Source organism: Alteromonas sp. ABV2_168, from assembly GCF_056161165.1.
The window spans coordinates 40,829-66,104 of the sequence record NZ_JBSWYQ010000004.1; the positions used below are offsets into that span (position 1 = coordinate 40,829).

Consider the following 25,276-nt stretch of genomic DNA (forward strand, 5'->3'; position numbering starts at 1 on the left):
CTTATCCCTCAATGATGTATATTCACAGTAAATCAGGCCTGTAGCGCTTGTTTACCGCTATCACAATTCATTACAATTTAAGTTAGCTATCCTTCGTGGTTCCGTTACCATGAACTAAACATCCGTCTGAGGTACAAAGCAATATGGCAGCAAAAGGAAGCTGGACGAAAGCATTATTCACAGGACTATGGACAGTACTGAATTTCGCCAGAAAACTCGTATTTAATCTTATTTTTCTGGTTCTTGTTATTGGCGTCATTATTGCCATCAGTAGCAGTGAAGATCCCATCTCGGTAAAACCTGACAGTGCATTATTGTTGCAGTTGAACGGTAACCTGGTCATTGAAAAAGAACAGGTCGACCCGTTTTCACAATTCATGCAGGAAGCGTTTGGTGAAGAACCGGAAAACCCGGAAGTGCTGGTACGTGATGTGGTTAAGGTACTGGATAACGCCAAACAGGACTCCCGCATAAAAGCGCTCATTCTGGATTTGTCCGGGTTACAGGGCGGCGGACTGGATAAACTCCGCACCGTAGCCGCTGCCATCGATGACTTTAAGACCGAAAAACCGGTCTACGCTATCGGCGACTACTACAGCCAGAATCAATATTACCTTGCAGCACGTGCTGATCATATTTACCTGAATCCAATGGGCGGTGTGATGTTTGAAGGTTACGGCCGCTTTGGCATGTACTTTAAAGACATGCTGGAGAAATTGCGCATTACGACACATATCTTCCGTGTTGGTACGTACAAATCTGCCGTAGAGCCGTTTATCCGTAATGACATGTCTGACGCGGCAAAAGAAGCAAACAAGTTGTGGCTCGACACTTACTGGTCACAATACAAAGCTGATGTGGCTGCTGCCCGTGGTATTGATGTCAGTAACTTCGATGAAGAACTGGACGTTCTGCTGAACAAGTTTGAAGAAGCCGGTGCAGATTTCGCTAAATATGCACTGAACAACGGCTGGGTGGATGCCCTTAAAACCCGGGAAGAAGTCCGTCAGGAACTGGTTGCTTTAGTCGGAACGGATGAAAACAAACTGGGTGTCAACGTTACCCCTTTTAATACTTACCTGAAAGCCGTTAATCCGCCGTTACCCAAAATTGGTAACACGAAGGATAAAGTCGCAATTGTGGTAGCCAAAGGCGAAATCCTCGACGGTAATCAGCCCGCCGGCACAATCGGTGGGGACAGCACAGCACGCTTATTACGACAGGCCCGTCTGGATGATACGGTGAAAGCTGTCGTTCTGCAGGTCGATTCACCGGGAGGCAGTTCATTTGCATCCGAAATTATCCGTCAGGAAGTGCTGGAACTGCAAAGCGCCGGTAAACCTGTCGTTGTGTCTATGAGCACCTATGCAGCGTCCGGCGGTTACTGGATTTCTGCACCGGCAGATAAAATCATTGCTTCTCCCAGCACTATCACTGGCTCCATCGGTGTGTTTGGTATGTTTCTTACCTTCGAGGATTCACTGGAATACCTTGGCATTAACACCGACGGTGTTGCATCTACCGAAATTGCCGGTATGTCAGCACTGCGCAAGCTGGATCCCCGCTTTGGTGAAATCCTCCAGCGCAATGTGGAAAGCGCTTATCGCCAGTTCATCACCATGGTGGGTGAATCCCGCGGTATGAGCCCTGAAGCGGTTGATAAAATTGCCCAGGGTCGTGTATGGATTGGTAGTCAGGCACTGGAACTGGGTTTGGTAGACGAACTGGGTGACCTTGATGATGCCGTCGCATCCGCTGCTGAAATTGCCGGTCTGGAAACCTGGGACACCCAGTACGTAGAGCGTATCCTGTCTCCTCAGGAACAATTCTGGAAAGAGTTTTTCGGCCAGGCGCTGGTGTGGGGTGCAAAAATGCAATTCGCTGATAACGACAGTCACCTGATGAAAATGGTGAAGAACCTGTTAGCAGAAACCGGCACGGTAACCAACCTGAATGATCCACGCGGTGTATACACCCTGTGCCTTCAGTGTAAGGTGGACTAAGACCCGGTGACACTTAATCACTCTGAAAAAGAGGCGGTGATCCGTGAGGTTCACCGCCTCTTTGCTGTTGCAGAACGTTATTTTAACCGCTCTTTCCCTTTGCCGGATGTATCTTTCAGGCGCAGCGGTAAAAACGCCGGCACCGCCTTTTTACAGCAGAACAGGGTTAACTTTCATCCTGTATTACTGGCTGCAAACAAAGCGGCATTTTTCAGTGATGTGATCCCACATGAAGTCAGTCATCTGATAACGTGGCATACAGCAGGCAAACGACGCAGAGTGAAACCTCACGGTCCGGAATGGCAGACTGTCATGCAACATGTTTACGGCGTATCCCCTTCAACGACACATGACTTCGACTTATCCGTACTGGGCCTGACAACCTTTAACTACCGCTGTGGCTGCCAGACTATAGAATTGTCGGTGAGAAGGCATAATAATGTGAAAAAGGGCATGACTTATCGCTGCAGACGATGCGGGGAAAATCTGGTATTCGTTGAAAGCAGCGAAGCAACGTAAGCTGACTGAGAGATAAGAAGGCTTAAAAACGGTTCAAAGACAAGGCAGTCAGGTGACGCAATAGGACGTCACCGGTATAAAGAACGGCTTTCAGTTAAACCATTTTTGCGTGAAAACGCGGTCGAGTTCACTGAATGCTGTTTTCAGCGTAGCCGCCAGTTCACGATATTTAGGCTGAGAACGCATTGCCTGCAATTCACAACCTTCTGCTGCCATTTTACGGTGAACTTCCTGATACCAGCTTTTAATTTGCGGCGGCAGAGTCTGATTCGAGCGGTGCCCCAACCAGAGTAAGCCCTGTAATGGCAGGCTGATGAAGAACAACCCAATTGCCATCGCCTGCGGCAGGTATGCACTTCCCAGCACATTTAACATCATTCCCGCGGCCACAATGGCCAGAGGCGGCATGGCTTTGATAGCCAGCTTTGTAGCACTGACGACACGGCACTCCGGAAAGAAAGCATAAAGCTCCCGTTTTACCGGCCAGGTATTCATATAGTCTTGTCCGTCACGCAGAAGCGTAATTACTGATTGTGACATGCCTGCTCTCCTGCCGGTGCTGACCCCGGTCAACGTCTGGATTTTATTTTATTAAACTACAATTAATCCCGGATGTATTCAGCATTCTATACTAAATATACTGCGGTTTGGTTTATTATAGCCCGGTTAACGGCTCAGGTTACATTACTGACATATATTGTAATGAAAAGTCATACTCAATTCAGGTTGAATATGCGATATTGACCCACATAAAGATACCATCATTAAAAGGCTCGTTGTCAGCGGCGATGAGTGAAAGCATTGGAGATAGAAATGGCAGAAAGCAGACACGTCCGTCTACTTATTCTGGGCTCTGGCCCGGCAGGATATTCCGCAGCAGTCTATGCGGCCAGAGCAAACCTTGAACCTGTACTGTTAACAGGTATTCAGCAGGGTGGACAGTTAACAACAACCACAGAAGTTGAAAACTGGCCGGGCGACCCTGAAGGACTGACAGGTCCTGATCTGATGGTACGCATGCAAAAACACGCAGAGAAATTCAATACAGAAATCATTTTTGACCACATCAACAAAACTGATTTCAGTAAGCGCCCGTTCACCCTTTACGGTGATTCAGGCACTTATACCTGTGATGCACTGATCATCGCAACCGGTGCTTCTGCGAAATACCTGGGTCTGGAATCTGAAGAAGCGTTCAAAGGTAAAGGGGTCTCTGCCTGCGCAACCTGTGACGGATTCTTCTACCGTAACCAGAAAGTAGCGGTTGTGGGCGGCGGTAATACTGCCGTGGAAGAAGCACTGTATCTGTCGAACATCGCGTCTGAAGTTCACGTTATTCACCGTCGTGACACTTTCCGCAGTGAAAAAATTCTTGAGCAGCGTCTGCTGGACAAAGCAGAAAACGGTAACGTGGTTCTGCACCTGAATAAAACGCTGGACGAAGTGCTGGGCGATGAAATGGGCGTAACCAAAGTCCGTATCGCTGACACGCAGTCCGATGCCAAAGAAGAAATCGATGTAATGGGCCTGTTTATTGCCATTGGCCACAAGCCGAACACGGATATTTTCGAAGGTCAGCTTGAAATGAAAGACGGCTATATTGTTGTTCAGAGCGGTCTGCAGGGTAATGCCACACAAACCTCGGTGGAAGGTATTTTTGCTGCCGGTGATGTGAGCGATCACATTTATCGTCAGGCAATTACCTCAGCCGGTACTGGTTGTATGGCTGCACTGGATGCAGAAAAATTCCTCGACGGTTTCCGCCCGGAACAAGGCTGATAACTGAGGTACGGGGCAGCTTCCCTGCCCCGTGATTCCATGATTGAACTTCCTTACCTGAATGTTGATACGCCTTTTCCGCCTGTTTCAACTGCACTGAAAGAACCTGACGGCCTGCTGGCTTACGGCGCAACACTGGATGCCCCCCGATTATTTCAGGCTTACTCCAACGGCATTTTCCCCTGGTTCAGCGATGATGAGCCGGTACTCTGGTGGTCGCCGGATCCAAGAGCAATCATTGAGCTGGATGGCTTTCACGTATCTAAAAGTCTGAAAAAACTGGCAAAACGAAAACAGTACCGCGTCACGCTGAATGAAGATTTCTACGCGGTTATCCGTGCCTGCTCATCCATTCCCCGCTACCGGCCTGACAGTAATGAACTGTCGTCGGATACCTGGATCACCGGTGACATGATTACCGCATACGAAAGACTACACCGAGCCGGCATTGCCCACTCTGTTGAAGTATGGAATGAAGACAATCAACTGGCCGGCGGCTTGTACGGTGTGGCAGTAGGTGGTGTTTTTTGTGGTGAATCCATGTTCCACAAAGAACCGAATACATCCAAGCTGGCCATGCTGGCGCTGGTAAAACACATGCAAAACCATAATCTTGCATTTATTGACTGCCAGTTACCTACGGAACATTTGCAGTCCCTCGGGGCGCAAACCATTCCCAGAAGCACATTTATTGACCGCTTACGTCAACATAATGCTACAATAGACGAAGACGGCAGAATAACTGCCTCATACCGTAGTAGTTGGCAAGGTGGAAATATAACGCCATGAAGTTTGGGCTTACGCAGTCTTTCGCCTGCAGTTATTTACCGGATAAGAATGAACAGTTACTGGTATTTGCAGAAACTGAACAGGATCTCCGCTATCGTTACGGACAGCTGATTCAGGCTGGATTCCGTCGCAGCGGCGATCAAATTTACCGGCCCCACTGCCCCACCTGCGAAGCTTGCCAGTCGGTACGTATTCCTGTGGCACAGTTTTCGCCCTCAAGAAGTCAGCGACGTGTGCTGAAGCGCAACAGTCACCTCACCACTACGCTGTCATTAACACCGAAAGACGAATACTACCCTCTATACGAACGATACATTAATGAGCGCCATACCGACGGCAGCATGTATCCGGCTAACAGAGACCAGTATAACAGTTTCATTTTCTGCAACTGGAATCCCCCCGTATTTATTGAAGCGCGGGACGGAGATGAGCTGGTTGCAGTGGCCGTTACCGATGACATCCGTCATTGTGACGGTACAGCTTCTTTCTCAGCGCTGTATACGTTTTTTGCGCCTGAGTTATCGTCCTCGTCAATGGGCACGTGGATGATATTACAACAAATCGCCCATGCTAAATCCGATGCCCGCAGTTTTTTGTATCTCGGCTACCAGATAGACGAGTGCAATAAAATGAATTACAAAACGAAATTTTTGCCCCATGAACGTTTATTTGACATGAATTGGCAAAAATTCAGCTCAAATAAAGCCTGAACCCTTTACACTCGGGCGTTTATTGGTTAATGTCTGCGCGGCAAAATTTTGACTTACTGAGGTAACTGCTTTTCATGGCAAAAGAAGATTCTATCGAAATGGAAGGAACCGTGGTTGACACACTTCCAAGCACACAATTCCGCGTTGAACTTGAGAACGGTCACGTTGTGACTGCACACATCTCCGGCAAAATGCGTAAGAACTATATCCGCATTCTTACTGGTGACAAGGTAACCGTAGAGATGACGCCGTACGATCTGACTAAAGGTCGCATCGTTTATCGTGCAAGATAATACTCAGTAGTCTGTAGAATCTTAAAAAAAGCCCGGTGATGTCACCGGGCTTTTTGTTTTTAAGTTGGGTTGAATGCGAAATCCTTAGTTGGATTCCGCCTCTTCATTCCGGGTTTCCGCACCGGAGAAAGAGAACTCCAGTTTGTTTTCACCCAAATCGACTTTCACACTGCCACCTTTGCTCAACTCTCCGAACAACAGTTCGTTAGCCAGCTCTTTCTTCACTTCCTCTTTTATAAGGCGTGACATAGGCCGTGCGCCCATAGATTTATCGTAACCTTTCTCAGCAAGATACGCCCTTGCAGCCGGCGTGACTTCAAAGGTAACACCTTTGGTATCCAGCTGCGCTTCCAGTTCCACCAGGAACTTATCGACCACTTGCAGAATAACGTCGGTGCCAAGGTGATTGAACCAGATAATACCGTCAAGACGGTTACGGAACTCAGGGGTAAACACCTTGTTGATTTCCGACATGGCATCATGACTGTGATCCTGTTGCTGGAAGCCGATAGATTTACGTACGGTTTCCTGCACACCGGCATTGGTGGTCATGACCAGTACCACATTACGGAAATCAACCTTACGGCCGTTGTTATCCGTCAGCGTACCGTGATCCATGACCTGCAGCAGAATATTGTAAATATCACTGTGGGCTTTTTCGATTTCATCCAGCAGTACTACCGAATACGGGTTTTTAATGACTGCATCGGTAAGCAGACCGCCCTGATCGAACCCGACATATCCCGGAGGCGCACCGATTAAACGGCTTACCGCGTGGCGCTCCATATATTCCGACATATCGAAACGAATAAGCTCCACACCCATGATTTTTGCCAGCTGCTGTGTGACTTCCGTCTTACCTACACCGGTAGGACCGGCGAACAGGAAACTGCCGATAGGCTTCTCTTCACTGCCCAGACCGGCACGGGATAAGTGAATCGCGTCTGTCAGCGTCTCAATGGCTTTGTCCTGACCAAATACCACCATTTTCAGGTCACGGCCAAGATGTTTCAGCGCCTGACGGTCGGAGGCAGACACGGACTTCTCAGGGATCCGGGCCATCTTTGCGATGATTTGCTCGATATCAGCCACATTGATGGTTTTCTTACGGCGGGACACCGGCAACAAACGCTGGCTGGCGCCTGCTTCGTCCATGACGTCAATGGCTTTGTCCGGCAAATGGCGTTCGTTGATGTACTTGGCAGACAGCTCTGCAGCTGCCTGAAGTGCTTTCTGGGTAAAACGAACGCTATGGTGCTCTTCGTAGCGGGACTTCAGACCCAGCAGGATCTTGGTCGTATCGCTCACTGAAGGCTCCACCACGTCGACTTTCTGGAAGCGACGTGCAAGTGCCCTGTCTTTTTCAAAAATGCCCTGGTATTCCTGATAGGTGGTAGAACCGATGCAACGCAATTCACCGGAACTCAGTTTTGGCTTCAGCAAATTAGATGCATCCATCACACCACCGGATGCCGCACCGGCACCGATGATCGTATGAATTTCATCAATAAATAAAATGGCGTTTTCGTCTTTGCTGAGTTCTTTAAGAATGGCTTTTAACCGTTTCTCAAAGTCACCGCGATACTTGGTACCGGCCAGCAAGCCGCCTAAGTCCAGAGAATACACCGTACTGTCAGCAATCACGTCCGGCACGTCATCGTTAACGATGCGGTAAGCTAAACCTTCCGCAATAGCCGTTTTACCTACGCCGGCTTCTCCCACCAGCAGCGGGTTGTTTTTACGGCGACGACACAGAATTTGAATTGTACGCTCAACTTCCGCATCACGTCCGATTAACGGGTCAATCTTACCGTCCTTCGCCTGACGGTTCAGATCAGTAGAATATTTGCTCAGTGCAGAACCTGACTCTTCGCCCTCTGCTGTCTCTTCCTGACTTTCAGCACCGGCAGGACTTTCGTCTTCATTTTTACTGACACCGTGACTGATGTAATTCACCACATCAAGACGGGTGACGTCAGCACGTTTGAGAATATAAACCGCCTGAGATTCCTGCTCGGAGAATATAGCCACCAGCACGTTCGCGCCGGTGACTTCGTCTTTACCTGATGACTGAACATGAAAAACCGCGCGCTGAAGTACACGCTGGAAACCTAAAGTTGGCTGCGTCTCACGGTCATTTGCCTGCTCATCCATGATGAGTGGCGTGGTATCTTTAACAAACTCGATAAGCTCGCTTTTGATTTGCTCGATATTGGCACCACACGCTTTAAGTGCGTCCCGGGCGGCAGAATTATCCATCAGCGCCAGCAACAGATGCTCTACCGTCATGAATTCGTGACGATGTTCTCTGGCAAACACGAAAGCTTCGTTCAGCGTTTGCTCTAACTCTTTATTCAACATATCGCTCGCCCTCTGTTAATAGACCTATGCCTGTTCCATGGTGCACATAAGCGGGTGTTGATGCTTACGCGCATACTGATTGACCTGCATCACTTTGGTTTCTGCAATCTCTGCAGAAAATATGCCACACACAGCACGTCCCTGATAATGTACGGTGAGCATAGTCTGATTGGCCTTCTCAGCATCCATATTAAAAAAATGCATGAGTACTTCGACCACGAAGTCCATCGGCGTGTAATCGTCGTTGTTCAACAACACTTTATACATTGGCGGCGGCTGCGTCTTCTGTCGCTCCGCAAGCCTCTCTTTTTCTCTGTCTATACTGATCGCGTTGTCTTTACTCATAGTACAATAATAGTGCCTTAGCGCAGATTAGCCGATTTTTTTGTAAATAAATAATCTTTAATTTACGCTTGACATTCAATGGTTAAAATATCTACAGTTTTAACTATGGCCATGCGAGTGACGCGCATAGCCATCGTGCTCCTCATATTTCTATTGTGGGGGCATAGTATTATGAGTTCAAGGATTAAGAGGAAGTCGATGTATGGCGGTTGGTAAAGTTAAATGGTTTAACAATGCTAAAGGATTTGGATTTATCGTTCCTGAAGACGGCGGAGAGGACATTTTTGCCCACTACTCCACCATTCAGATGGATGGATATCGTTCTCTCAAGGCAGGCCAGGAAGTAACGTTTGATGTACAGCAGGGTCCTAAGGGCCTTCACGCAGAAAACATTGGTGTTGTCGAAGAACCTGAACGTTAAAATTCAAAAAAGCATCTCAAAGGGCTTTTTACTGCGATTCGGCAGTCGGTAGAAGGCCTTTTTTATGCGCCATTTTCAGCGGTGTCTTCAAATTTACCGCTACCAAATAAAAAACCCGGCGAAAGCCGGGTTTTTTGGTTCTTGCTTAAACGCTTATTTAGAAAGGGATTCCTGCAGCGTTTTGCTTGGAGACATGGCTGCATACAGCTTGTCTTCGTCAGGGAAGTAGTAACCGCCAATATCCTGTGGCTGACCCTGAGATGCATCGATTTCTTCGATAATTTTGTCGATGTTCGCAGTCATCGCTTCCAGAGTAGGCTTGAACAGTTCAGCCAGCTCTTTATCTTCAGTCTGCTCAGTCAGTGCTTCAGCCCAGTACAGCGCCAGCCATACATGGCTGCCACGGTTATCCAGCTGACCCACTTTACGCTCAGGTGACTTACCGGTGTTCAGCAGCTTCTCAGTCGCCTTATCAAGGGCAACCGCCAGTGCTTTCGCTTTAGAGTTGCTGTGCTTGATAGCCAGCTCTTCAAGAGACACTGCCAGTGCCAGGAACTCACCCAGTGAATCCCAGCGTAAGTGACCTTCTTCAACGAACTGCTGAATGTGCTTAGGTGCAGAACCACCCGCACCGGTCTCGTACAGACCACCACCGGCCATCAGAGGCACGATAGACAGCATCTTCGCACTGGTACCCAGTTCCAGAATCGGGAACAGGTCAGTCAGGTAGTCACGCAGAACGTTACCTGTTACAGAGATAGTGTCCAGGCCGCGGATTGCACGTTCCATAGAGAAACGAATCGCACGTACAGGTGACATGATATGGATTTCCAGACCATTCGTGTCATGGTCTTTGAGGTACTTCTCAACTTTCTTGATCAGCTGTGCATCGTGGGCACGCTCATCGTCCAGCCAGAATACTGCCGGCATACCAGAGTTACGCGCACGGGTAACGGCCAGTTTAACCCAATCCTGAATCGGCGCGTCTTTCGCCTGACACATACGCCAGATATCGCCTTCTTCAACATTGTGCTCAATCAGTACGTTTCCGTCCTGATCGATGATTTGTACAGTACCGTCAGCTTCCAGTTCAAAGGTCTTGTCGTGTGAACCGTACTCTTCCGCTTTCTGCGCCATCAGACCAACGTTAGGCACTGTACCCATGGTAGTAGGATCAAATGCACCGTGGGTCTTACAGAAGTTAATCACTTCCTGATAGATAGTCGCGTAAGTAGACTCAGGAATAACCGCTTTAGTATCGTGCGCCTTACCATCTGGTCCCCACATCTGACCGCTGTTACGGATCATTGCAGGCATAGACGCGTCAACGATAACGTCTGAAGGCACGTGCAGGTTAGAAATACCTTTGTCTGAGTTAACCATTGCCATAGGCGGACGGTCAGCGTAACAGGCGTTGATGTCTTTTTCGATTTCAGAACGCTGTGATTCAGGCAGAGAAGCGATTTTGTCGTAAACGCTGCCTAAACCATTGTTAGGGTTAACACCCAGTTCTTTAAACAGTTCGCCGTGCTTATCGAACAGTTCTTTATAAAACACTTTTACACAGTGACCGAATACGATGGGGTGAGACACCTTCATCATGGTCGCTTTTACGTGCAGTGAGAACAGAATGCCGGTTTGCTTCGCATCTTCGATTTGTTCTTCGAAGAATTTGCACAGGGCTTTCTTGCTCATGAACATACCGTCGATAACTTCACCCGCCAGCAGATCTACACGTGGCTTCAGGGTTTTCTTGCTACCATCTTTACCGGTAAATTCAATGCTTACGTAGCCGTCTTTCTCAACAGTAGTAGATTTCTCACTTGAGTAGAAATCACCGCCGCGCATGTGCGCAACGTGAGAGCGTGAAGCCTGGCTCCACTCACCCATTGAATGCGGGTGTTTCTTCGCGAAGTTTTTAACCGCTGTAGGTGCACGGCGGTCTGAGTTACCTTCACGCAGAACCGGGTTAACAGCAGAACCCAGTACTTTTCCGTAACGTTCACGGATGTCTTTTTCTTCGTCCGTTTTAGGATCTTCAGGGAACGGAGGAACGTTATAGCCTTTGGCGTTTAATTCTTTGATTGCTGCACGCAATTGGGGAATAGATGCACTGATGTTAGGCAGTTTAATGATGTTTGCTTCTGGATCCTGCGTTTTTTCACCCAGGTCAGTCAGTGCGTCAGGCACTTTTTGATCGTCGTTCAGGTAATCCGGGAAGTTGGCGAGAATACGCGCAGCCAGTGAAATATCGCTTAACTCGATGTCGATGTCAGCAGATTTAGCAAATTTCTCAATGATTGGCAGTAAAGAGTAAGTCGCCAGCATTGGCGCTTCATCTGTTTTTGTGTAGATGATAGTCGACTTAGCTTTGGTCATTATATACCTCAAAGTTGTCGGTAAAGAGCTACCTGATTTATTCCATTAACCCCGCGTGGAATCGCTATAATATGCAGGGCATTCCGGTAATATCGTAAGATTCTGATCACGATTACTGAAATAACCTTTCAGTCTGGTCTATATCTGTAGTTTACAGATCACTGTGTAATGTCCTCTCGCCCACGAACACTACACCCAATTCGTCATTTTTGCGGGCCCGCCTTGCAGACGCACCCTGTCCTGCCGAAATTACCGCGCTCAATAGTATAGGGTCGAACGTAGGAGTTACAAGTCATACCATTGTCTTAAGCGTGAAGATCAATCTAATTTTTGTCAATTTCCTGATCTTTTTTTGCAATTTCGTTTTTTTTCTTCAAAAAAGTGACACAGACAGTCCGCCCCGACGGCATTTTTGCGGTAGCATGCGCACCGGTTCTGACTATTTTCCGGGAGTGACAAATGCCGGCGGGCAAAATTCTGCTGTTCAATAAGCCATTCAACGTACTGACACAGTTTACCGATCAGGAAGGCAGACAAACCCTGAAAGACTTCATTCCCGTTCCCGGCGTGTATGCAGCCGGCAGGCTCGACAGAGATTCCGAAGGGTTACTGGTACTCACTGACGATGGCAAACTGCAGCACCGTCTGGCAAATCCTAAAGCCAAAACCAGTAAAACCTACTGGGTGCAGGTTGAGGGAGAGCCCACAGATGAGGCCATACAACAGCTGTGTGATGGTGTGGAACTGAAAGACGGCCTTACGCGGCGGGCAAAAGTACACCGCATGGATGAACCGGCACTGTGGCCGCGCAATCCGCCAGTGAGGTTCCGGCAGCACATTCCCACCAGCTGGTTATCGGTGACCCTTACCGAAGGCAAAAACCGTCAGGTCAGACGGATGACAGCCCACGTGGGATTCCCGACGCTCAGACTGATCCGGTACCGCATCGGTAACTGGACCATTGATGGCATTGCTAACGGCGAATACCTGCAAATCCAGTAATTTGTCATTGACAGAGCCTGAGGAAAATCCGTACCGGCAATTGTGCAATAGCAGCAGGCTTCTATACTTTTTACAAAAAGGCACAAGTTATAGCTGAATTGCCGGGTTACTGCCGTGCCATAGCCAGATAATTCTGGTAGAATCCGCGACCCTGAGTCAGCCAGATAAATTGGAAATCCACTAAGAGTTAATATGTCATCAAATTCAACACCTTCACCTGCATCTCAAAAAGTTATTGTCGGTATGTCCGGCGGTGTAGATTCTTCTGTTTCTGCGTATCTCTTGCAGCAGCAGGGTTATCAGGTAGAGGGACTTTTCATGAAAAACTGGGAAGAAGATGACAACGACGAATATTGTGCAGCTGCAGAAGATTTAGCTGATGCACAGGCCGTGGCTGATAAACTGGGCATTGAATTACACACGATCAATTTCGCCGCTGAGTACTGGGATAATGTATTTGAGTACTTTCTGGAAGAGTACAAAGCCGGCAGAACGCCCAACCCGGACATCATGTGTAATAAAGAAATTAAATTTAAAGCCTTCCTGGAATTTGCAGCTGAAGACTTAGGTGCAGATTACATTGCTACCGGCCACTATGTTCGCCGCCGTGAGAAAGACGGTCACTGGCAAATGTTACGTGGCCTGGATGGTAATAAAGATCAGAGTTATTTCCTTTATACGCTGGGCGAAGAACATGTCGCTAAAACGTTGTTCCCTGTTGGCGAACTGGAAAAGCCCCGTGTCCGTGAAATCGCTGAAGAGCAGGGACTGGTAACAGCTGACAAAAAAGACTCCACCGGCATATGTTTTATCGGTGAGCGTAAATTTAAAGACTTCCTGTCTAAATATCTTCCTGCACAGCCGGGTGTTATCGAAACCGCTGAAGGCGAAGTTATCGGCGAACACGAAGGCCTGATGTATCACACACTGGGTCAGAGAAAAGGTTTACACATTGGTGGTCTGGCGGCTCATGGTGACGATCCCTGGTACGTGGTAGACAAAGACGTTGAACGTAATGTGCTCATCGTCGGTCAGGGTGCTGATCATCCCCGTCTGTATTCCAAAGGACTGATCGCCCGGCAATTGCACTGGGTAGACAGAACCCCTGTAACTGAAACGGTGCGGGCCGTCGTTAAAACCCGTTACCGTCAGACAGACATCCCCTGCACTATCCGTCCGCTAAATGATGATTTGATGGAAGTGATCTTCGATGAGCCGCAAAAAGCCGTGACGCCCGGCCAGTCTGCGGTGTTTTATCAGGAAGAAGTCTGTCTGGGTGGCGGAATCATTGAGAGTTACATACGGTGATGCTGGATCCTAAAATAGAGCAACATATTGCGCTGGCAGGCGTTTGTCAGGCCGCAGCACTGGTACAAAAAGTCGCACGCGCAGGCACTGTGGATACAGAAGCCTGTGAGGCCAGCCTGTCGAGTATCCTGGTGACCGACCCGGAATCACCACAACATGTTTTCGGGCAGTTAAGCAATTTGAAGATGGGTTATCAGAGCATTGTCTCCCAGCTCTCCGGCCGCAGTAGTCATAAAGATGCCGAACTCACCCGTTATGTTGCCAGCCTGCTTGGTCTGGAAAGAAAACTCAGCGCCAAACCGGCAGCCCTGAATGAATTGAGCCAGCGTATTTCCCACGTTCAGCGACAGCTGGCACATGTAGATTTTGACAACAGTCAGATCATTGCCTCCCTGGCCAGTATTTACAGTGATATTATCAGCCCGCTGGCACCGAAAATTCAGGTAGCCGGCAATACAGAACATTTAAGCCGTCCCCTTAATCAGCAGCGGGTCCGTGCCCTGCTGCTAGCGGGTGTGCGTGCTGCCGTCATGTGGCGGCAAATGGGCGGCCGGCGCCGCCAGATACTCTTTAACCGCAAACAAATTTTACACAGTGCAACCCTTGCACTGAGATTAATCAATTAGTTTAGGAGCTAAAGGTGGAACTGACTCAGTTAACCGCAATTTCCCCTGTCGATGGCCGCTATGCAAGTAAAAGTGCAGAGCTGCGCAGCATTTTCAGTGAATACGGCTTATTGAAATACCGTGTTCAGGTAGAAGTAAGATGGTTACAAATGCTGTCTGAACAGGCTTCAATTACTGAAGTCCCTGCTTTTAGCGATGAATCTCACGCACTGCTGAACGACATTGTTGCTTCTTTTTCTGTTGATGATGCAATGCGCATTAAAGAAATTGAGCGCACAACGAATCACGATGTGAAGGCAGTTGAGTACTTCTTAAAAGAAAAGGTAGAAGGCAACAGCGAATTAAACGCTATCAGTGAATTCATTCACTTTGCGTGTACCTCAGAAGACATCAACAATCTTTCTCACGGCCTGATGTTGACTGAAGCCCGTGACACCGTGCTTCTGCCTTACTGTGATAAGCTGATCAGTGAACTTACCCGTTTAGCGAAGGTATATAAAACCATTCCGATGATGGCCCGTACTCACGGCCAGCCTGCATCGCCTACGACTATGGGTAAAGAAATGGCGAACGTTGCCATGCGTTTACGCCGTCAGCGCGACCAGATTGCTGCGGTTACCCTGCTGGGTAAAATCAACGGCGCAGTGGGCAACTATAATGCTCACCTGTCTGCGTATGCAGATACTGACTGGCACGCCCTGTCAGAAAAATTTGTTACCAGCCTTGGCCTGACATGGAACCCGTACACCACACAAATCGAACCTCACGATTACATTGCTGAGCTGTTTGATGCCGTGGCCCGTTTCAACACCATCGTACTGGATTTTGACCGTGACGTGTGGGGCTACATTGCGCTCGGTCACTTCAAACAAAAAACTATTGCCGGTGAGATCGGTTCTTCTACCATGCCGCACAAAGTCAATCCAATCGACTTTGAAAACTCAGAAGGTAATCTGGGTCTGGCAAACGCAATTTTCGATCACCTGGCTGCCAAACTGCCTGTATCACGCTGGCAGCGTGACCTGACTGACTCTACAGTTCTGCGTAATCTGGGTGTTGGTGTGGGTTATGCGGTTATTGCTTATCAGGCGACCCTGAAGGGGATCAGCAAACTGGAAGTTAACGAAGCCAGCCTGCTTGCTGAACTGGACAACAACTGGGAACTGCTGGCTGAGCCGGTACAAACCGTTATGCGTCGTTACGGCATTGAAAAGCCTTACGAGAAGCTCAAAGAGCTGACCCGTGGTAAGAAAGTCAATGCAGAAGTCATGGCTGAATTCATCGACGGGCTGGCTCTGCCTGACGCAGTGAAAGCAGAACTGAAAAACTTGTCTCCTGCTAACTACATCGGTGATGCAATTCGCCTTGTTGATCAGTTGCCGGAATAAATGTCACGGTATACTATTTAGTCACCGGTATGAATATTAGGGCTGCTGTGCAGCCCTTCTTCTTTTCAGGATACTTGTGAATTCACATGCTAGCAAAACCAGTGTTTCAATGCTTTCACTGGTACGGACATTATCACTTGCGGTTTTAGCCGGTCTGGCTGCCTATACACTGATTGTTGTTTTTATTCTTGAAGACTATTCAGTGTCGATTCTGTTGCTTATCGCCACTCATGCACTCCTGTTCAGCAGCACCCTCGCACTGACTTACCGTAATCAACCGGATGCCGCAGATCGCGCGCGGTTTATTTTTGTCACCAGTTGTATGACCCTCATCACGCTACTATCACTGATGTGGGAAAAAGACACGGGATTACAACAGCTCCTGCTGGTCGGTATGATCACCAGCGGCTTTATTTTTCCCCGCAGCGAACAGCAACAACGCCGCTTTGCTGAATATACCTACGGCCTGTTGTACATCATCGTGGAAGGCGTAATTGTATTCAGTGAAACCCATACCTGGGCCACATTGCGCCTGTCTAATGCCATCATTCTGGTTTCCGGCGGTCTGGTCATGCTCAGGCTGGTCAGGGATAAAATTGAAAAGCAGGCAGAAGCCTTGTTGTTGTCTGAACGCCGCAACACAACCTTGCTGAAAAGCATGTTGCCCGCAGCGCCGGACGATAAGAGCAAACACTGGCCCTTAGGGCACACAGAAAAAATCACCAATGTTTCAGTACTTTTCGCAGACCTTCAGGGTTATACCAAGCTCAGCGAAAAATACGATGACATTGGCATTGTTGCTATTCTGGACGATCTCTACCGCCTTTTCGATGCCCACGCCCTGCGCCTGGGTATTGAAAAGGTAAAAACCAACGGCGATGAATACATGGCCGCTACCGGTATCCCCTCCACCATTACTGTACCTGAATATATTCAGGAGAATACTGCGGTGACACTGTGTACCTTTGCCAGCGCAATTTTAGAAAGCTTTCATGAACTGGCAAAAGAAAAAGACCTTGGCTGTAATATCCGGATAGGAATCGCAACCGGCTCTGTCACAGGCGGGATAATCGGTGCCCATAAACCCCATTTTGATATCTGGGGAAAAACGGTGAACCGCGCTGCAAGGCTTGAACAGGCCAGTCAGCCCGGCTCAATCACCGTGTGCGCCAGAACCCGGGGACAACTTGTCGATGCCGGTGCCTCTCAATTTGAATTCTCTAACAGCTTTGTCGTCGGCGACAACCTGGTTGCCCATTCATTGCGATTACAAAAAGATTAACTATTTATGTACACCTTAAATACTGATTTTAAAACTGATCAGTTTCTCGCCACTTACTGGCAAAAAGCCCCGTTAGTTATCCGCAGCGGCATTATTGATTTCGATGATCCCCTTGATGAACATGACCTCGCCGGCATGGCGATGGAAGCTGACATCGACAGCCGCATCGTCAGCCGGACCGGTGACAAGTGGGACGTTGCCCACGGCCCGTTTGAAGATTTCGACCAGGTATGCAACGGCAAATGGTCGTTGCTCGTACAGGCGACAGACCGTTACAGTGATGACGTGGACGAATTAATGTCGCTGTTCAGCTTTATTCCCTACTGGCGAATGGATGACGTAATGATAAGTTTCGCTGTAGAAGGGGCCGGCGTGGGTGCACATACCGATCAGTACGATGTTTTTCTTATTCAGGGTAAAGGTTCCCGCCGCTGGCGCGTTGCGCCTCCAGACAATGCTGAAGTGTGCCGCCCGCACAAAGATTTACAACAGGTTGCCTCTTTTAACCCCGACATCGATGTGGTACTAAAGCCCGGTGATATTCTTTATATCCCTCCGGGCTGGGCCCACGAAGGTACTGCACTGGAAGACTGCCTCACTTATTCCATTGGCTTCCGTGCACCTGACCAGAACGATTTACTGCAACAACTGGCAGACCATCTTGCGGCAGCGCCGTCAGTAGCCGGTGTTACACCACGACGATACAGCGACCCGCACCTGTTGCCGCAGGAACATCCCTCCATGGTAAGCAATGATGCGTTATCAGGTTTACAACAGCTAATGATTGATTACCTGCAATCTGACCAGGGTCAGGATGGATTGCTCAGTATTTTGAGCGCTCAGCACCTGCCGGAAAACGTGCCGGGAGAGCCCTATACCCTTGCTGAAATCACTGAAGCGGTTGAAACAGGATGTGCTGTTTTCCGTGCGCCCGGCTGCAAGCCGGTATACAGTGAAAATCAGGCAGATGAAGAGTTTGCGTTTTATGTTAATGGTGAAAGATTCAGTGCTCCGTCCTCATTAAAACCGTTATTACTGCCCGTTCTCGCAGGCCAGCCGTATCCGCCGGAACACCATGTTGCTGACGCAGATGACATTGCGATGATTCAACTTTTGTCTATACTGATCAATAAAGGTTACTGGGAACTAAGGAACTAGTCCTTTTGGCTCGCTGCGTATTTCATGAAGAAAGTCCCGCAGCGTACAGGCAACTCAGAGCTTGAATCATGCGTTTTCAAATCGAAAATGTTGATTGGATGAGCGGTAAAAATCGACTTACAGAACTTCGCGAACAGGTATTTGTTGTGGAGTGGCGTATTCCGCGACAGGCAGAATTCGACGACAGGGATCCTGACGCCCTGCACATCCTTGTTTCAGACGAAAATCATCAGCCGGTTGCCACCGGCAGAATTACCAGAGACGGTGAAATTGGCCGGATCGCCGTGCTGCATGCTTACCGCACGCTGGATGTGTATAAAATTCTGTTCCGTTCTTTAATCAAACTGGGCAAAACAGCCAGAGTGGATCAGGTGAAAGTGGTTTGTAATCTGGCTAGTGTGGATGAGCATAAAGCCCGGGGTTACACACCGGAAGGCCCGGTATTCATGGAAGCGGGCATTCCCCGTCAGCGTATGTTTTGCCCTATCAACCGTTTCAGGCTACCGGACGTGCAGGAATGCCATTGAGCGGAGACTTTAAGACTTAAAAGTCTCCGTCTTACTCAAGACCCGGCAGCTCAGACAGAACCCCAAATTTCATCTTTCTCAACAAACTTATACAGTTGCTCTGCACGGTTTTGCATAATGGCTGCAAACTGCAGCTGAGTCTCATCGGTGATCCCCGAGCGCTGAATGTTTTCAGCTTTTAGCTGCCAGCTCATAACAAAGTGGCGTAATGCATCACGACCGTTCGCTGCATTACCTGCGGAGATAAAATCTACCGGTAAGTCACCACTCAGTACCCAGAATGCTGCACCGTCCATCGCTTTCACTTTCAGAACTGCCCATAACGGATAAAGATACCGGCTGGCTGCATCATCAACGGTGGATACCACAACTCCGTTTTCTGCCAGATATTTCGTTGCTTTTTTAAATTGCTCATTCAGCCACTGCTGACGTTGTTGTTCTGAGATTTGCGGCGTTGTTTGCTCTGTCATACTTCACTTCTTTTTTAATGGTGTTTTTAATGCTTTCCTGTTTCGTAAACTACCACAAACGCCATTTTTCGTCATTATTCCCGGCTTGATAGTTATCACTATCGCTATCAGCAGGGGCGTTTACACTTACTTACATCAATTCTCTTGGTTTTTGCTGTAAATAAAGTAGTCTGTCAGCATTGGAGAAAAACCGGACTTATGATGATAAAAGCAATCCGAATTACACTTGGTGCCCTGCTCGCCGTTGCCGGCGTTGTACTGACCATTATTCCCGGTTCAACACTGCTGATCCTGGCCGGTCTGGTTGTACTCAGTTACGACATACCAAAGGCCCGTGTGTGGCTTAAGGTGGTACAGGGCAGCATGCAGCGGGGTGCCCGCAAGCTCGATACCTTCCTGCTTTCCCGCAAGCTGGCCCGTAAATCACGCTGAAGAACAGCCAATAAAAAAGCCGCTTTAAGCGGCTTTTGTGTCTGAGCGGGCTGGTTGGGATGGGCCCGCTTTCCTTAAACTACAAGCTAACTATAGCTTATCCGTGATTTTCTGCCAGGTATAACCAGGTTTCTACCACAGTATCCGGGTTCAGTGACACAGAATCGATACCTTCTTCCACCAGCCATGCAGCGAAATCATCATGATCCGATGGTCCCTGACCACAAATACCTACGTATTTGCCACGGGCTTTTGCCGCACGGATTGCCATAGAGAGCAACGCCTTCACGGCAGGGTCACGCTCGTCGAACAGATGAGCAATCAGGCCTGAGTCGCGGTCAAGACCCAGCGCAAGCTGTGTCATATCGTTTGAACCGATGGAGAAACCATCGAAGATATCCAGGAACTGGTCAGCCAGCAATGCGTTGGACGGCAGTTCACACATCATGATAACCCGCAGACCGTTGTCGCCCTGCATAAGACCATTTTCAGCCAGGATTTCGATAACCTGACGACCTTCTTCCAGTGTACGGACGAAAGGGATCATAATTTCAACGTTGGTCAGTCCCATCACATTACGAACGCGCTTGATAGCTTCACATTCCAGCGCAAAGCAATCGCGGAAATCATCTGAGATGTAACGGCTGGCACCACGGAAGCCCAGCATCGGGTTTTCTTCATCCGGCTCGTACTGGTAACCACCTACCAGGTTGAAGTATTCGTTCGACTTAAAGTCAGACATACGAACAATTACCTTCTTCGGTGAGAATGCAGCACCGATGCTGGCAATCCCTTCTACCAGTTTCTGGATGTAGAATTCACGGGGTGACTCGTAACCGGCAATCATTTCACTGATTTCTTCTTTCAGCTCTTCAGGCTGGCTGTCAAAATTCAGCAAAGCTTTAGGGTGAACACCAATCATGCGGTTAATAATGAATTCAAGGCGGGCCAGACCCACACCGGCACTTGGCAGGCGGGCGAAATCAAATGCACGGTCAGGGTTACCTACGTTCATCATCACTTTGAGTGACAAATCCGGCATGGCATCAATGCGGGAAGTCACCACATCAAATTCCAGCTCAGAACTGTAGATGTAACCTGTATCACCTTCTGCACAGGAAACCGTGATTTTGTCGCCGGTGGCGATAGAATCTGTGGCATTACCACACCCTACCACTGCCGGAATACCTAATTCACGGGCAATGATTGCGGCGTGACAAGTACGGCCACCACGGTTAGTCACAATGGCAGAGGCTTTTTTCATGATGGGTTCCCAGTCAGGATCCGTCATGTCAGTGACCAGCACATCACCGGGCTGAATCTTGTCCATCTCTTCAATTGAGCCAAGCACTTTCGCTTCGCCGGCACCAATCTTGTGACCGATAGCACGGCCTTCACAAACGATGCTGCTCTTATCTTTGAGGTGGAAACGTTCAATTGTCTGACTGTCTTCGCGGCTGCGTACAGTTTCAGGACGGGCCTGAACAATGTACAACTTACCGTCTGTACCGTCTTTAGCCCATTCGATGTCCATAGGACGCTGATAGTGCTTTTCGATGATTACAGCCTGCTTAGCCAGTTCCTGTACTTCATCGTCAGTCAGCGAGAAGCGCAGACTGTCGGCTTTGTCGATATCAACAATAGATACCTGCTTGCCATGAGACTCATCTGCAGAATAAATCATTTTTGTCAGCTTGCTGCCCAGATTACGGCGCAGGATAGCCGGGTTGCCATTGGCCAGCGTAGGCTTGTGTACATAGAATTCGTCAGGGTTAACGGCACCCTGCACCACCATTTCACCAAGACCAAATGAACTGGTCACAAATACCACATCATCGAAGCCTGATTCTGTATCAATGGTGAACATAACACCGGAAGACGCGATGTCGCTTCGTACCATGCGTTGTACACCGGCAGACAGTGCAACCCCTTTATGGTCGTAGCCCTGGTGAACACGATAGGAAATGGCACGGTCGTTAAACAGTGAGGCAAATACGTGCTTGATGGCCACCAGCACCGCATCGTAACCTTTCACGTTAAGGAAAGTTTCCTGCTGCCCTGCGAAAGACGCATCTGGCATATCTTCTGCTGTTGCGGAAGAGCGGACTGCAAACGACGCCTCATCACCGGCATCGCCCTGTAACGTTGCAAATGCTTCCTGAATTGCAGTTTCCAGCGCGGGCTGGAACGGCGTGTCGATGATCCACTGACGGATGTTTTTACCTGCTTCAGCCAGTGCTGTTACATCGTCAACATCCAGGGTATCCAGTACATCATGGATCCGTGCTTCAAGACCACTTTGCTCAAGAAACTCGTTAAATGCATCTGCAGTTGTAGCAAAACCGCCCGGCACCTGCACACCTGCATTTGCCAAATTAGAAATCATTTCACCTAAAGATGCATTCTTGCCGCCAACGCGACCTACATCATGCATCCCCAATTCCTGGTACCAAAGTACGTATTCTTGCACGGCCAAAGCCTCCAGCTTTATTAAACTTGTCAGTTCCGCTAATTTACGCAACCTGTGTTACGAAATGTTTATCACGAAACTTTGCGATATTCGCCGAGGTTAGTGCCAACCTGTTCATAGCATGCTGGCTTTTCGACGGTTTCATCTTAGAATGGTGAAAAATCGAAAGTAAAATCTTTCTGTATTCCGTAATAAAATTACAACAATGTTAAGGATTTGTTTTGCGTACCGCATACTACATTTCAGATGGTACAGCCATCACTGCTGAGGTCTTCGGCCACGCCTTACTGTCTCTGTTCCCTATTCAGTTTAATCACACCACGATTCCCTTCGTTGAAACCGAGGAACAGGCCTACAAGGTCCTGGAGAAAATTTCTGAAAGTTTTCAAGATACGGGAGAAAGGCCGCTCGTTTTTTATACAATTGTGAATGTCGATGTGCGCAAAATTATCTCCCGTTCAGTGGGTATTAATTATAATTTTCTCGATCAATTCGTTGCGCCTGTCGAAAAAGTGCTCGGTGTACCGTCAAAACCGGAAAAACACCGTACCCACAGTATTCACGAAAAAACCTATGATATTCGCATTGAAGCGGTGAACTATGCACTGGCCAATGATGATGGTTCCAACATCAAAAACTACGAAGAAGCAGACATTATATTAGTGGGTGTTTCCCGCTCCGGTAAAACACCCACCAGCCTGTATCTGGCGCTTCAATACGGCATTAAAGCGGCCAATTATCCCTTCACTGAAGAAGACATGGGGGACATGCTGAAAATGCCCCCCGCACTGCGCCGTTATAAACAGAAGCTGTTCGGCCTTACTATCCATCCGGAAAGGCTCAGTCAGATCCGTTCTGAGCGCAGGGCCAACAGCCGCTACGCGTCACTGCAGCAGTGTCGTATGGAACTTCGGGAAGTAGAAAACCTTTATCGTCGCGAGCGCATTCCGTTTTTGAATTCAACCCGCTATTCCGTAGAAGAAATTTCCGCGAAAATTCTTGCTGAAACCGGCCTGCAACGGAAAAAATACTAAGCTTCAGACTCCCCGTCCAGTACCGAAAACAGTGGCGCAAGGTAAGGTTCAAAGCCTTTCCATTGCGTCATGCCGGAACGGTAAATCGGTTGTCTTACCTGCTCTGAGCTGGGGGTTTTAATCACCCGCTTCGTCTGATGGAAGTTCAGGCAGGCCTCTTCAAAAGGTAATCCGCAAAAGTCCAGCATGCGTCTGACCTGCCCTTCAAGATCGTCAATCACATCTTCGTGCTGCACCGTAAGAATTTGTCCGGGCAACACTTCATGCCAGTGGTCCATCAGCTTCCGGTAAGCATTGTAATAACGTCCGATGTCATTCAGTGAATAACTGAACTCCTGTCCTTCGCCGAAAAGCTGCTTAAACCCGCTGAAACAGCAAGCCACAGCATCCCGTCTGGCATCAATGATTTTGGCATTGGGCAGAATGCGTTTGATAAGTCCGGTATGAATAAAATTGTTGGGCATCTTATCAATAAAAAATGGGGCACCACGGCGGTATGCACGGGTTTGAGCAATATACTGCTCTCCCAGCTTTTTGCATTGCTCATCTGTGAGGGATGACAAGTTTTGCGGATAAGGCACCGCCTGATGGCTGAGCCCTGATGCGATCCCCAGAATATCATGCAGTTCCATCGTACCGTCGACCATAGAGTGAGAGGCCAGAATTTGTTCCAGTAGTGTAGAACCGGCGCGGGGTAAACCCACGATGAAAATCGGATCAGGAGCATCACAGCCTTTTGCGTGCTCAAACAAAGGCGCATTGCAGGCGGACTGCTGTGACGCCATCGCCTGTTCAGTACGGGAAATATCGAAACGGAGTGTCTGGCGCTTCAACTGATTACCGTTATCGTAATAACGGAAAGCATCATCAAACGCTTTATCGTCTTCACTGGCTTTACCCAGCGCAAAATACAGATGAATTTTATCTTCCAGCGCAGTATTTTCATTCTCTGCTGCCGCTTTCATCCTGTCTGTCAGCGAAGCTGAAAAGCTATACGTTTTAGTATTCGCCAGGCTCCAGTAAGCATCACCAAAATCAGGCGCTATCTCTGCTGCTTTTTCGTAGGCGGCCACAGCGGCAGCGGCGTCGCCTGAGGCCTTCAGCGCATGGCCATACTGTACCCATAACGCCGGTCGCCTGCTGTTTTTATCAAGCAGTGTGCGGTATAAAGTCAGTGCCTCATCTACCTCCCCGGTGCCGGTGAGAGCATGGGCAAGGGCGACGGCTGCCTGAAAATTATCCGGCTGACGTGCCAGACGCCCGCGGGCAAATTCAACGGCACGGGGAAACTTACCCAGCTTACCCAGTACACTTTGATACGCAGTTGCTGCAGCTTCATTATCCGGATACAGTTCTGCACAACTTTCCAGCAGGAATTCTGCATCATGATAGACCTTCAGTTGCATGCCGGCTTCCGCAAGTAACATCATGGCATCCGGATGATGTTTATGTTGTTTGAGAAAGTCCCTGCAAATTTGTTCTGCTTTTTGTAACTGCCCTTCATGGAGTAAATCCATGGCCCCCAGCAGTGGTTTTGGCAGTGACGATAAGGACTGAATGTGTTGTCCTGCCAGCGCCAGTGCGTCGGTGTTACCGGTCTGGCGGTATACCTGTTCCAGCTCCCGCCAGGCAGTCAGCAGAGCCGGATTAAATCGTGTAGCACGGTAAAACGCAGCGGCCATCTCCCGGCCTTTCTGCAGCGCTTTAAAACAATACCCCTGCTCCTGATATCCCCGGCCATAATCCGGAAAAGCTTTCAGTAATCTGTCCAGTACAGGAAGGGCCTGCGCCGGCTCTTTTGCCATTCGTAAAGCCACAGCTATCAGATACAGGCATTCACGGTCTGTCAGGGTATTGTCATGTCCCGACAAACATTCTTTGCATAACGACACTGCCTGCGCGAACTGAGACTGCATCAGGGCTTTTTTGGCTTCATTTAGACGAGACTGAACGGAACGGGTCATGTTAATCCTGCATTAA

The 25,276-nt window shown here is 48.7% G+C and carries 23 protein-coding genes; 16 read left to right on the forward strand and 7 right to left on the reverse strand.

Features of this window, described 5'->3' with window-relative positions; all coding sequences use genetic code 11:
• Positions 1-143: 143 nt before the first annotated feature.
• Together sppA and ACXAH4_RS07915 are read left to right on the forward strand one after the other, a co-directional pair.
• On the forward strand, positions 144-2,003 hold the full coding sequence (gene sppA / locus ACXAH4_RS07910) for a signal peptide peptidase SppA (protein WP_474881393.1): 1,860 nt from the start codon (positions 144-146) through the stop codon (positions 2,001-2,003).
• Between the two features lie 6 nt (positions 2,004-2,009).
• Positions 2,010-2,522, forward strand: coding sequence for a SprT family zinc-dependent metalloprotease (locus ACXAH4_RS07915; RefSeq protein WP_474881395.1), 513 nt, complete (start codon positions 2,010-2,012; stop codon positions 2,520-2,522).
• A 90-nt stretch (positions 2,523-2,612) separates the two neighbouring features.
• On the opposite strand, the gene yfbV is transcribed toward ACXAH4_RS07915, so the two are convergent.
• Positions 2,613-3,062, reverse strand: coding sequence for a terminus macrodomain insulation protein YfbV (yfbV, locus tag ACXAH4_RS07920; RefSeq protein ID WP_119501081.1), 450 nt, complete (start codon positions 3,060-3,062; stop codon positions 2,613-2,615).
• Between the two features lie 273 nt (positions 3,063-3,335).
• Between yfbV and trxB the strand changes: the two genes are divergently transcribed.
• The 4 genes from trxB (at position 3,336) to infA (ending at position 6,093) form a co-directional block, all read left to right on the forward strand.
• Positions 3,336-4,301 carry a thioredoxin-disulfide reductase gene (gene trxB, locus ACXAH4_RS07925; protein WP_303574283.1) on the forward strand — a complete coding sequence of 322 codons (966 nt, stop codon included), beginning with the start codon at positions 3,336-3,338 and terminating at the stop codon, positions 4,299-4,301.
• 39 nt (positions 4,302-4,340) lie between these two features.
• Positions 4,341-5,090 carry a leucyl/phenylalanyl-tRNA--protein transferase gene (gene aat, locus ACXAH4_RS07930; protein ID WP_474851963.1) on the forward strand — a complete coding sequence of 250 codons (750 nt, stop codon included), beginning with the start codon at positions 4,341-4,343 and terminating at the stop codon, positions 5,088-5,090.
• Positions 5,087-5,800 carry an arginyltransferase gene (locus tag ACXAH4_RS07935; protein ID WP_474881397.1) on the forward strand — a complete coding sequence of 238 codons (714 nt, stop codon included), beginning with the start codon at positions 5,087-5,089 and terminating at the stop codon, positions 5,798-5,800. Before aat ends, ACXAH4_RS07935 begins: the two co-directional genes overlap by 4 nt.
• 74 nt (positions 5,801-5,874) lie before the next feature.
• On the forward strand, positions 5,875-6,093 hold the full coding sequence (gene infA, locus ACXAH4_RS07940; protein WP_070124261.1) for a translation initiation factor IF-1: 219 nt from the start codon (positions 5,875-5,877) through the stop codon (positions 6,091-6,093).
• 84 nt (positions 6,094-6,177) lie between these two features.
• Here the strand turns inward: infA and clpA are convergent, their stop codons facing one another.
• The gene (gene clpA / locus ACXAH4_RS07945) at positions 6,178-8,454 is read right to left on the reverse strand and encodes an ATP-dependent Clp protease ATP-binding subunit ClpA (protein ID WP_119501078.1); all 2,277 of its coding nucleotides are present in this window, start codon (positions 8,452-8,454) and stop codon (positions 6,178-6,180) included.
• Positions 8,455-8,478: 24 nt separating this feature from the next.
• Positions 8,479-8,799: an ATP-dependent Clp protease adapter ClpS gene (gene clpS / locus ACXAH4_RS07950; RefSeq protein WP_474881399.1), complete on the reverse strand. Its 321-nt coding sequence runs from the start codon at positions 8,797-8,799 to the stop codon at positions 8,479-8,481.
• 202 nt (positions 8,800-9,001) lie between these two features.
• On the opposite strand from clpS, the gene cspD reads away from it, so the two are divergent.
• The gene (gene cspD, locus ACXAH4_RS07955; protein WP_119501076.1) at positions 9,002-9,220 is read left to right on the forward strand and encodes a cold shock domain-containing protein CspD; all 219 of its coding nucleotides are present in this window, start codon (positions 9,002-9,004) and stop codon (positions 9,218-9,220) included.
• A gap of 153 nt (positions 9,221-9,373) precedes the next feature.
• On the opposite strand, the gene ACXAH4_RS07960 is transcribed toward cspD, so the two are convergent.
• Positions 9,374-11,599, reverse strand: a complete 2,226-nt coding sequence (locus ACXAH4_RS07960) for an NADP-dependent isocitrate dehydrogenase (protein WP_474845716.1) — start codon at positions 11,597-11,599, stop codon at positions 9,374-9,376.
• A 459-nt stretch (positions 11,600-12,058) separates the two neighbouring features.
• Between ACXAH4_RS07960 and ACXAH4_RS07965 the strand changes: the two genes are divergently transcribed.
• The 7 genes from ACXAH4_RS07965 to ACXAH4_RS07995 all read left to right on the forward strand — a co-directional run bounded on the left by ACXAH4_RS07965 (position 12,059) and on the right by ACXAH4_RS07995 (position 18,890).
• Entirely contained in the window at positions 12,059-12,601 is a 543-nt protein-coding gene (locus ACXAH4_RS07965; RefSeq protein WP_474851961.1) for an rRNA large subunit pseudouridine synthase E, read from the forward strand.
• Between the two features lie 192 nt (positions 12,602-12,793).
• Complete coding sequence (mnmA, locus tag ACXAH4_RS07970; protein WP_474851959.1) at positions 12,794-13,909, forward strand: tRNA 2-thiouridine(34) synthase MnmA; 1,116 nt, start codon at positions 12,794-12,796, stop codon at positions 13,907-13,909.
• A complete protein-coding gene (gene hflD / locus ACXAH4_RS07975) occupies positions 13,909-14,535 on the forward strand; it encodes a high frequency lysogenization protein HflD (RefSeq protein WP_119501072.1) in 627 nt (208 codons plus the stop codon). Before mnmA ends, hflD begins: the two co-directional genes overlap by 1 nt.
• Before the next feature lie 14 nt (positions 14,536-14,549).
• Positions 14,550-15,923, forward strand: coding sequence for an adenylosuccinate lyase (gene purB / locus ACXAH4_RS07980; RefSeq protein ID WP_474881401.1), 1,374 nt, complete (start codon positions 14,550-14,552; stop codon positions 15,921-15,923).
• Positions 15,924-15,999: 76 nt separating this feature from the next.
• Complete coding sequence (locus ACXAH4_RS07985) at positions 16,000-17,205, forward strand: adenylate/guanylate cyclase domain-containing protein (RefSeq protein ID WP_474845711.1); 1,206 nt, start codon at positions 16,000-16,002, stop codon at positions 17,203-17,205.
• A gap of 6 nt (positions 17,206-17,211) precedes the next feature.
• Positions 17,212-18,363, forward strand: coding sequence for a JmjC domain-containing protein (locus ACXAH4_RS07990; RefSeq protein WP_474845709.1), 1,152 nt, complete (start codon positions 17,212-17,214; stop codon positions 18,361-18,363).
• Between the two features lie 68 nt (positions 18,364-18,431).
• Positions 18,432-18,890 carry a GNAT family N-acetyltransferase gene (locus ACXAH4_RS07995; protein WP_119501068.1) on the forward strand — a complete coding sequence of 153 codons (459 nt, stop codon included), beginning with the start codon at positions 18,432-18,434 and terminating at the stop codon, positions 18,888-18,890.
• Positions 18,891-18,940: 50 nt separating this feature from the next.
• Here the strand turns inward: ACXAH4_RS07995 and ACXAH4_RS08000 are convergent, their stop codons facing one another.
• Positions 18,941-19,360 carry a DUF4826 family protein gene (locus ACXAH4_RS08000; protein WP_474881402.1) on the reverse strand — a complete coding sequence of 140 codons (420 nt, stop codon included), beginning with the start codon at positions 19,358-19,360 and terminating at the stop codon, positions 18,941-18,943.
• Positions 19,361-19,558: 198 nt separating this feature from the next.
• Here ACXAH4_RS08000 and ACXAH4_RS08005 point away from each other — a divergent pair, with 198 nt between their 5' ends.
• Positions 19,559-19,792, forward strand: coding sequence for a PGPGW domain-containing protein (locus ACXAH4_RS08005; RefSeq protein ID WP_442858445.1), 234 nt, complete (start codon positions 19,559-19,561; stop codon positions 19,790-19,792).
• A gap of 97 nt (positions 19,793-19,889) precedes the next feature.
• On the opposite strand, the gene ppsA is transcribed toward ACXAH4_RS08005, so the two are convergent.
• On the reverse strand, positions 19,890-22,262 hold the full coding sequence (ppsA, locus tag ACXAH4_RS08010; protein ID WP_474881403.1) for a phosphoenolpyruvate synthase: 2,373 nt from the start codon (positions 22,260-22,262) through the stop codon (positions 19,890-19,892).
• Positions 22,263-22,483: 221 nt separating this feature from the next.
• Between ppsA and ppsR the strand changes: the two genes are divergently transcribed.
• Entirely contained in the window at positions 22,484-23,296 is an 813-nt protein-coding gene (gene ppsR, locus ACXAH4_RS08015) for a posphoenolpyruvate synthetase regulatory kinase/phosphorylase PpsR (RefSeq protein ID WP_119501065.1), read from the forward strand.
• Here the strand turns inward: ppsR and ACXAH4_RS08020 are convergent.
• Entirely contained in the window at positions 23,293-25,260 is a 1,968-nt protein-coding gene (locus ACXAH4_RS08020; protein ID WP_474881405.1) for a tetratricopeptide repeat-containing sulfotransferase family protein, read from the reverse strand. The two genes, ppsR and ACXAH4_RS08020, sit on opposite strands and share 4 nt — an antisense overlap.
• Positions 25,261-25,276: the final 16 nt, after the last annotated feature.